The organism is Oleiphilus sp. HI0067 (genome assembly GCF_001635735.1).
Genome location: NZ_LWFI01001476.1, coordinates 18,082 through 28,149 on the forward strand (window position 1 = coordinate 18,082; position 10,068 = coordinate 28,149).

Consider the following 10,068-nt stretch of genomic DNA (forward strand, 5'->3'; position numbering starts at 1 on the left):
TTTCTATTTTTAATTAAATTGTTGAAGAAAACGAAGATCGTTTTCAAAGAACATTCTTAAGTCATTTACGCCATAGCGGAGCATGGCTAAACGCTCAACACCAAGACCAAATGCAAAGCCAGAATACTTCTCTGCATCAATGCCGCTAGCTTCAAAAACTTTCGGGTGCACCATTCCACATCCCATTACTTCAAGCCACTTAATAGAGCCGTCTGCATTGCGCCCCCATTCGATGTCGACTTCAGCCGATGGTTCTGTGAAAGGGAAATATGAAGGACGGAAACGCACTTCTAAATCTTTTTCAAAGAAGACTTTTAAGAACTCTTCAATCGTTGATTTAAGGTCGGCAAAACTAACTTTTTCCTCAACCAATAAACCTTCTACTTGGTGGAACATCGGTGTATGCGTTTGATCTGAGTCACAACGATAAACTCGTCCAGGACAAATCATACGAAATGGAGGTTCACCCTTTTCCATCGTGCGAACTTGCACAGGTGAAGTGTGCGTACGCAAAAGAGTATTGGCGTTGAAGTAGAAGGTGTCATGCATCGCTCTCGCTGGGTGATGCCCAGGAATATTAAGCGCTTCAAAGTTGTGGTAGTCGTCTTCGATCTCAGGACCCACTTCAACTGAATAACCCGCCTTAGCAAAAAACGATTCAATTCGACGCATCGTTTTTGTTACCGGGTGAAGGCCGCCAAGGTCGGTAGCTCGACCAGGCAAGGTAACATCAACCGCTTCAGACATGAGCTGTGCTTCAAGCGCTTTCTGTTCCATAGAATCTTTTTTAGTACTGAGGTTAGCCATGACGGCTTCTTTGGCCTCATTGATCTTAGCACCAGCTGCTGGTCGCTCTGCTGGATCTAGCTTGCCAAGACCTTTAAGTAATGCAGTGATTTGGCCTTTCTTACCAAGATAATCAACGCGTACCTGATCCAGTTCAGCGATAGTAGAGGCGTCGGATACCGCCTTGTTCGCGCTCTGGACGAGTTGATCTAGGTTTTCCATTTATTGTTCTCCGAAAACAAAAATAGGGGGCATAGCCCCCTATTAAAATGTGCTCGATTCGTGCGGGCTGCTGAATCTAAATTAGCTTTTCAACAGTTCCTCACAAACGGCTTTTAGTTAGCTAATGCTGATTTAGCCTTTTCAACAACCGCTGCAAATACAGGCGCATCGTTCATTGCGAGATCTGCAAGAACTTTACGATCGATTTCAACGTTTGATTTTTTCAAGCCAGCAATAAGACGGCTGTATGACAAACCGTTCAAACGCGCACCAGCATTGATACGTGCAATCCACAATTGACGGAATTGACGCTTACGCTGCTTACGGTCACGGTATGCATATTGACCAGCTTTGATAACTGCTTGTTTAGCTACACGAAATACTCGGCTACGAGCTCCGTAGTAACCTTTAGCTTGCTTTAATACTTTCTTGTGGCGACGGTGCGCGGTAACTCCACGTTTTACGCGAGGCATAGTGTTCTCCTAAACTAAATTTTTTGAACCAATTAGATACGCAACATGCGCTTGATTGACGCTTGATCCGCGTCTGCAACTTGCTTGCAACCGCGAAGCTGACGCTTACGCTTTGGCGACTTTTTGGTCAAAATGTGGCTAGTAAAGGATTGCTTATGCTTGAATCCGTTGGCTGTCTTTTTAAAGCGTTTAGCCGCACCGCTTTTTACTTTCATCTTAGGCATAATAACTCACTCCGCATTGGATCAATATTTGAGTAAAACAAAGCGCCTAGTTGTGGCGAGTAACCACAGCTGTGTTTTACTTTCTCTTTTTAGGGGCTAGAACCATCATCATTTGACGACCTTCCATTTTTGGTCGCTGTTCGACAGTGCCGTACTCTTCAAGATCACGTTCGATCCTTTCAAGTGCTTGCATGCCGATCTCCTGATGGGCCATTTCACGACCTCGATAACGAATCGTCACCTTAGCCTTGTCCCCATTTTCAAGGAAACGTATCAGGTTGCGCAGTTTTACCTGATAATCCCCTTCTTCCGTCCCTGGCCTTAACTTAATTTCTTTAACTTGGGTCTGCTTTTGCTTCTTGCGCTGAGCTGCCTTTTGTTTTTTCTCTTCGAATATCTTCTTGCCGTAGTCCATGATTTTACACACAACAGGATCGCTATCTGCAATCTGAACAAGATCCAAAGACACGCTTTCCGCTCTTGCAAGAGCATCTTTAAGAGGCACGATACCAACTTGTTCGCCATCCTCTGCAATTAAACGTACTTCGTCCGCTACGATATTCTCATTAATGGTGGCCTTCTTCGCCTTCCCCATTTGGTTATTTCGCTTAATGTCGAATTCTCCAATTAATCAAAAACAAAAAGACAGCGGTGAGGAAGCTAAACGCTACTCACTAGTGTCTGTGCTACGTCCTTTATTTTTAGACTCTTTTTCAAATAGTTCTAGTACTTGATCTTGAATCATCACACCAAGGTCTTCACCCTTGCGTGTTCGGACAGCCACGGTCCCACTTTCCATTTCCTTATCACCCACAACAAGCAAATAAGGAACCTTGGCAATTGTGTGCTCGCGGATTTTAAAGCCGATTTTCTCGTTTCTCAAGTCCAAGTGAGCCCTAAAGCCCTGTGTATATAGCTTTTCTCGCAATATTTCACAATATTCTGACTGTTTATCGGTAATATTTAAGATTACAGCCTGCTCTGGAGCTAACCAAAACGGCATCGCACCTTCGTAATGCTCAATCAATATACCAATAAAACGTTCTAAAGAGCCGAACAAAGCTCGGTGCAACATCACCGGCCGTTTGCCACGCTCACCCTCTTCATCGACATAAGAAATATCAAAGCGCTCAGGCAAGTTCATATCGACCTGTAAGGTACCGCACTGCCAATCTCGACCAATCGCATCTCTTAGCACAAATTCAAGCTTCGGGCCGTAGAAAGCTCCTTCACCCGGGTACAAAACATAATCCAAGTCCATAGCCTCAAGAGCGTTACTTAAAGCGCCCTCCAACTTGTCCCATACCTCATCACTACCAATACGCTTTTCTGGTCGAGTAGACAATTTGATTACTACATCATCAAATCCGAAGTCTTTATAGATATCCAAAACAAGAGCTACAACATCAATACACTCTTGTTCCATCTGCTGTTCAGTACAGTAGATGTGCGCATCATCTTGCGTAAAGTGGCGAACGCGCATTAAGCCATGCAAAGAACCTGAAGGCTCATAGCGATGCACCTTGCCGAATTCTGCCATGCGCAAAGGTAAGTCTTTATAGCTCTTGAGACCTTGTGAGAACATCAGCACTGAGCCAGGGCAGTTCATTGGCTTAAGTGCGAAATTACGACCATCTTCAGTATCAGTCGTAAACATGTTTTCTCGATAATTAAACCAGTGACCTGAAGTCTCCCAAAGGCTCCGATCCATAACGTCTGGGGTATTTACTTCAATATAACCGGCACGCTCTTGACGCACACGCATGTAGCCAATAAGGCTATTAAAGAGCTTCCAACCTTTCGGGTGCCAAAAAACTGATCCAGGCGCTTCGTCCTGCATATGGAACAAATCAAGTTTCTTACCGATCTTACGATGGTCACGCTTCTCTGCTTCAACTAAACGATTTAAATGCTGCTTAAGCTGTTTTTTATCCGCGAATGCTGTTCCGTAAATACGTTGCAGCATTTTGTTGTCAGAATCACCGCGCCAGTAGGCACCTGAAACTCGCATCAACTTAAAGTGATGGCAGAATTTCATGTTCGGTACATGCGGCCCACGACACATATCAATATATTCTTCGTGGTGATAAAGACCCGGCGTCGCATCTTTCGGAATATCACGTTCCAGAATCTCTAACTTATATGTCTCACCACGTTCTTTGAAGGTATCAACAGCTTCTTGCCAAGTTGCCACTTTCTTAACAACGTCATAATCCGTTTTAGCAAGCTCGAGCATACGCTTCTCGAGTTTTTCGACATCTTCGTCCGTTAACTTGTGCTCAAGATCGATGTCGTAATAGAAACCATTTTCGATAACAGGACCGATTGCCATTTTCGTGTTAGGCCACAATTGCTTGATCGCATGACCTAATAAATGCGCACAAGAATGACGAATAATCTCAACGCCTTCATCATCTCGACCGGTAATAATACTAAGCTCTGCATCGCCTTCGATGAGATCACAAGCGTCTTTTAATTCGCCATTAACACGGCCTGCAATGGTCGCTTTAGCTAAACCAGGACCAATATCCTGCGCAACTTCTAAAATGGAGACTGCTTTATCAAAAGAACGGCTAGAACCGTCGGGAAGAGTAATTACTGGCACATCAACCTCGCTTCAGTGGTGGCCCCTACAATGGGTCACATGATGGTATAAAAAATAAAAGAGAGCGGATTTTATACGATTCGCTCCAAAATGAAACAGCCGACTATAAAAGTCGGCCATATTTAATAATTTGTGAGAACAACGCCCGATATCTAGATCGAACACTGTACTCAAGAATTTATGCCGTTTTCTTGGTTTTCACCAAGAAACGCGCAAGCGCTGGAAGCAACCACATTGAACCGATCATGTTCCACAAGAACATAAAGAACAACAAGATTCCCATATCTGCTTGGAACTTAATCGGAGAGAAGATCCAGGTACAAACACCAATACCCAAAGTAACACCAGTGAAGCTTACTGCTTTACCTGTCGTACGAAGTGTTTGGAAATAAGCCTCCTGCAAAACCAAGCCTTCTTTCAACTTAGTCTCTAGCTGGCTGTAAATATAGATCCCATAATCGACACCAATACCCACACCAAGCGCAATAACTGGCAAAGTTGCCACCTTCACACCAATGCCTAATTGCGCCATTAGCGCCTCACACAGAACTGACGTTAAGGCTAGAGGAGTGATGATACACACTACTGCCGCAATCGAACGGAAGGTAATCAAACACAAGAAACTGACCACTGCATAAACAGAAAGCAGCATCACAGTTTTCGCTTTTTCAATCACCTGATTAGTTGCGGCTTCAACACCGGCATTACCTGCCGCGAGCAGGAACTCATAGTTTTCGCTCGGGTACTCTTCAATTAAGACCTGCATCTCTTGTATCACACGATCAAGTGTCTCAGCCTTATGGTCATCGAGATACACGATCATTGGCGTCATACTACAGTCCGTATTCATCAAGCCCGATGGCGCTCGTTGAATAGATGAATTGATAATCGACTGATTACGCGATAATTCGAACCACTTAAAACTACCTTCGTTCAATGCTTTAGTAACAAGCTTAGAGACCGTTACGAGCGACGCTGTAGATTGCACACCTTCAACATTCTCTAGACGCCATTGCATGCGATCCATTACGTCCAATAACTCATACGAAGCACATTGCTCTGGCGGAGTTTTCACCATCACAACAAGAATATCAGCACTGGTACTGTAGTTATCAATAATAAATTCATTATCTAGGTTGTATCTGGAGTCTGGCCTTAGCTCCGGAGCACCACGATCTAAGTCACCAATTTTTAGATCTTTTTGATAGTACAGACCAATTACACAGCCTAGGATCGCAATCATAATAGAGATAGGTGCAATACTCTGATGAGACATAAATGAAAGCACACGCCATGGTTTATGATCACTCATTTCAACCTTCTTCGCATGCTTCAGTCCGCCTTTACTCAAACCGGTATAAGACATCATCACTGGGTGCAAAATAAGGTTCGTCACAATGATCACAGCGACACCTAGACCTGCGGCAACAGCTAGGTCACGAATAACTTCAATCTCAATGAAGAACAACGTTAAGAAACCAATCGCATCACTCACTAAAGCCAAAATGCCCGGACGCACTAAGTTACGAAATGCCATGCGTGCACTCATAAGCGCATTTAGGCCCGAGGCTTGCTGAACAGCAATCTGATTTACAATTTGAACACCGTGGCTAATACCAATCGCAAATACCAGGAATGGAATTAGCACCGAATACGGGTCGAGCCCATAACCAAACAAACGCAATAAACCGAGCTGCCAAATAACAGCGACAATAGAAGTCACAATTGGAATCACTGTCGCGATTGGACAGCGAGAATAGATATACAAGAAGCTAAGTGTTAAACCGATAGTAACAAGCGCGAACGTCGCGATCGCACCAATACCGTCAATCAAGTCACCGACTTTTTTCGCAAAGCCTACAATATGAATCGAAATATTTGGATTAGATGCTTGGTATTTCTCGCGAACCTTTTCCTCAAGCTCTTTAGAGAACGCTTGGTAATCGAGAGGCTCTTGAGTTTCTGGGTTAATTTCAAATAACGGCGCATAAATAATGGTCGATTTGAAGTCATCGGCAACTAAACTACCAACTTGACCAGACTTCAATATATTGGCACGCAACTGATCCAATGATGCTTGAGAACCATCATAACCGTTAGGAATAACAGGGCCACCCTGAAAACCATCTTCGGTTACTTCGACCCAACGCACGTTTGGCGTCCAAAGAGACTTCAAAGATGATCGGTCAACACCCGAGAGATAAAACACCTCATCAGTCAATTCACTAAGCGTCTCCATGTACGCTTTGTTAAAAATATCTCCATCTTTCGCTGCTACAGCAATACGAATAAAGTTTCCTAAATTCTCCAAATCAGAACGGTTGTCCATCATATTTTGAACAAACTCATGCTCTAACGGAATCAATCGCTCAAAAGATGCATCGGGTTTTATTTGGGCTGCGTTAAAGCCTAAAAAAGCGGTTATTAGAAGAAAAATCCCCAGAATCACTGGGCGATTTTTAAATATTAAGCGCTCCGCGACCGTACCGGAACCAACACTATTGTTCGTTCCCGCAGAACTTTGATCGGCATTTGCCATTCGTAAATCCTCTTACACTATCACTAGTAAAAATTGTCTAAAGATTCTTGCCTGATGGACTAACTAACTCCACGCCAGACTCACCCACGAGCGCCAAACGATCACGAGTAATGTAAACCATCGCAGTATGACCTAAACGATCTGCGCGGGAATACGAAGAGAATGTTTCACCGCCATCATTGCTGACTATCACAGTCCCTGCATTACCAGTAATGCTAATTTGCTTATTACCATCTAACGCACCGCCCATCAGTGAACTTTCTGTGCCCGAATCAACTTTTGACCACGAGCGACCAGCATTGACGGTCTTAAACAAGTTTCCACGGAGACCAAATACCAAGGCGCTGTTTTTATCCTTGAGAGGCAAAACACCGAAAAACGAACCTTCATACGGACTATTTACCGTATCCCAAGATTGACCTTTATCACTTGAGGTAAACAACACACCCGCTTCACCTGCAATGATCAAATTGCCACCTTCAAGAACCTTAATCGCGTTCAAATGAAAACGATCTAAGTTATCCAGACGGTCGCCGGCATTTTCCCATGTGCGACCACCATCTGTCGTTTCGAACAAAAACCCATAAGCACCCACTGCAAAACCATGCGTGTCAGTCAAAAATGCAACATCTAAGAAAGGCTTTGACGCACCAATTTCAGCATCAAGTTCAGCATCCTCGAGCGCATATTGAGCATCTTCAAGTTCATACTCGAGATCTTCGTCTGAGCCACCACTTTCATCTAATTCAAACTCTAACTCAGCGATGTAAGCTTCGGCTTGCTCTATGATGGATTGATTAGCTTGGTTACCATCAAACTGTTTCACCCAGCTTAAACCACCGTCATTTGAATGCAGAATGACTCCGCCATGACCAACTGCCCACCCTTTATCCGACGAGACAAAATCAACAGCAGTGAGTAAAACAGATACAGGAACATCCGCTTGCTGCCAAGAAGATCCTCGCGAATCAGAATGAATAATGTGGCCTCGCGCGCCAACAGCAACTAAACGCTGACCAAGATTTTCAATATCAACCAATAAATATTCAGAGGCTAATTCAGAAGGGTAGGAAGGAGTATTTAATACATCCGTTGCTTGAAGCGAAAACGAGCTACCTACAACACTCGCCCCTATAAATGCTTGCGCTAGCTTTCGTCCCCCTAGAAGACCAAAACAGCGATGAAAAATAGAATTCATCTATTATCCTTAAAACGTTCAAACGCCCCATTTAATGGAGCGTCATGTAACTATAAGATGGTTATCGTGCTCGGCGACGCAAAGACTGCGGCTTAAAATAACGTTTACCAGGAACCTTGCTTTCAAACAAAGGGGCCTGTCGTTCTTCAGAGTACAATCCATTGACACTATATCGACGCGACTGCAAGTCATGAAAAACATCCGAGGTAGTCCAAGTGCCCGGCAATTCGTAATAGTTTTTCAGCATTGCAGCGCTTACTCTCCAAAGCTCACCACGGTTGTCATACTGATCAACCAAAGCAATACTCCAAGAGTCTTCATCTATATAAAACACTCGCTTCTTGTATATGTGGCGAGCTCCTTTTTTGAGGTTTGCTTCTACGACATGCACTCGGTGTAATTCCCAGCGCACATACTCTGGGTTCAAGTGCCCAGGCATAACTAAGTCATCGTATTTAACACCCTCACGCCCAATCTTATAGTTATTGTACGGAATAAAGATTTCCTGAACGCCTTTATATTCCCAATCATAGCGATCAGGCGCGCCATTATACATATCTGTGTCGTCAGCGGTACGAGTATTATCCGATGAAGCAATCGGAGAATCGTAAGCTAAGTTTGGAGCACGACGCACACGGCGCTGTCCAGCATTGTAATCCCATGCTTGGCGTGCATCTTCAGACTGGTCTAATGTTTCGTGAACAAGCAAAGCACCACCAGCAAGTCGCGCAGGCGCTTTGTTAAAGGTTAAGAAATAGAACAAGATGTTATCCATTTCTTTAAAGCTTCCCTCTGGGTTATGGAAGTTAAAGAAAACCTCTTGTTGCTTGGTTATAGGCGTGAATCGGCCATCTCTTTGAACGGCAACCTCTGTGTAGCGACCTTCAAGAAAAATACCGCGCCAACGTGTTAAATGGTTCCAGATCGCTTGCAAAGCTTTGTCTTGATTGCTGCCATGAAGTATTGGAAATGGGATGCCACCGTATGCGTCATTAATTCCCACACCGCCCTTTGACAAGGTAGCGGTCGTCGCATTTTCTTTCGTATTTTGATTTACCCAATCCGGCATAGCATGTGTGCGTCGAGTTGGGTAAACATCCATTGAAAAGCTATTTGGATAAGCTTCCATCAAGGCGTATTGCCCTGGAGTCATATATTTCTCAAAGCCTGGATAGTTGCTTTTATCAATGCTGAATTTAATTTTGTCATCGGGAAAAGGATCTACATGATGGTGCCCTGCCCCTTCATATCCAGCCGGCGGCGTCTTTAGACCACCATTCCAAGCAGGTATCGTACCCGCTTCATTGCCTTCCATTATAGAGCCAAACGGCGTAAGGGACTTGCCCAGTTTATCGGCCTCAGCTTGCGATACTTTCGCATCAACACTCGCAGCAAACGTACCGCAAGCAAGCACCGAGCCTAAAAGCAATGTTCTTATTGTCATGAGATTTCCTTTATTAAAACAAGGCTGATCCACAAGAAAAGGATCTGAAAAGCCAATGCAGTTTTATAACTATATCTAATTAACTTTTAGCAGAAATTTCGTCTCTGTCTAACGAATTTTTGTTATAAATTATTTCAAGAGGAAGGCTTAAGCCTATGTTTTAACGTAAGATTTGAGCAAATACGGAAAGCATGCCATGCATGCTTTCCGTTAAAAATGAGATATGCGTTTATGATACGAGACTCTTATCAACCACCTCTCTAAGATCTTTAGAAAGATTCGACTTGCCTTGAATTCGCGTTAACTGACTTCGTAACAATGCTTGGCGTGCAGGATTATATTTTTTCCAACGCGTCAACGGCGTGGCTAATCGCGAGGCGATTTGAGGATTTAGATCGTCCAACTTTATGATTTGGTCTGCCAAGAAGGCATAAGCTGAACCATCTAACTTATGGAAATTCTCTAAATTCTGATTTGCAAAAACACCTACAACCGAACGCAGTTTATTTGGATTCAAGAAATCAAAATCAGGATGCTCCATCAACGATTGAATGTGTGTTAAATCAGCATATGAAGA

Annotated in this window: 9 protein-coding genes; all 9 read right to left on the reverse strand. The window is 43.7% G+C overall.

The genetic code is table 11. From position 1 onward, the window contains the following. Positions 1 to 9 precede the first annotated feature (9 nt). On the reverse strand, positions 10 to 1,008 hold the full coding sequence (gene pheS / locus A3739_RS24045) for a phenylalanine--tRNA ligase subunit alpha (RefSeq protein ID WP_068476607.1): 999 nt from the start codon (positions 1,006 to 1,008) through the stop codon (positions 10 to 12). Positions 1,009 to 1,121: 113 nt separating this feature from the next. Continuing rightward, on the reverse strand, positions 1,122 to 1,481 hold the full coding sequence (rplT, locus tag A3739_RS24050) for a 50S ribosomal protein L20 (protein ID WP_068476609.1): 360 nt from the start codon (positions 1,479 to 1,481) through the stop codon (positions 1,122 to 1,124). Between the two features lie 32 nt (positions 1,482 to 1,513). Further along, a complete protein-coding gene (gene rpmI / locus A3739_RS24055; RefSeq protein WP_068476610.1) occupies positions 1,514 to 1,705 on the reverse strand; it encodes a 50S ribosomal protein L35 in 192 nt (63 codons plus the stop codon). A 76-nt stretch (positions 1,706 to 1,781) separates the two neighbouring features. Next, on the reverse strand, positions 1,782 to 2,300 hold the full coding sequence (gene infC / locus A3739_RS24060; RefSeq protein WP_068476613.1) for a translation initiation factor IF-3: 519 nt from the start codon (positions 2,298 to 2,300) through the stop codon (positions 1,782 to 1,784). A 72-nt stretch (positions 2,301 to 2,372) separates the two neighbouring features. After that, the gene (gene thrS / locus A3739_RS24065) at positions 2,373 to 4,310 is read right to left on the reverse strand and encodes a threonine--tRNA ligase (RefSeq protein ID WP_068476615.1); all 1,938 of its coding nucleotides are present in this window, start codon (positions 4,308 to 4,310) and stop codon (positions 2,373 to 2,375) included. Between the two features lie 178 nt (positions 4,311 to 4,488). Next, complete coding sequence (locus A3739_RS24070) at positions 4,489 to 6,849, reverse strand: RND family transporter (protein WP_068476617.1); 2,361 nt, start codon at positions 6,847 to 6,849, stop codon at positions 4,489 to 4,491. A gap of 37 nt (positions 6,850 to 6,886) precedes the next feature. Further along, positions 6,887 to 8,047, reverse strand: a complete 1,161-nt coding sequence (locus A3739_RS24075; protein ID WP_068476618.1) for a YCF48-related protein — start codon at positions 8,045 to 8,047, stop codon at positions 6,887 to 6,889. Between the two features lie 61 nt (positions 8,048 to 8,108). Beyond that, positions 8,109 to 9,491, reverse strand: coding sequence for a DUF1329 domain-containing protein (locus A3739_RS24080; protein WP_068476621.1), 1,383 nt, complete (start codon positions 9,489 to 9,491; stop codon positions 8,109 to 8,111). Positions 9,492 to 9,720: 229 nt separating this feature from the next. Continuing rightward, positions 9,721 to 10,068: aminopeptidase N C-terminal domain-containing protein (locus A3739_RS24085; RefSeq protein WP_156502804.1), on the reverse strand; the 348-nt coding region annotated here is incomplete at its 5' end.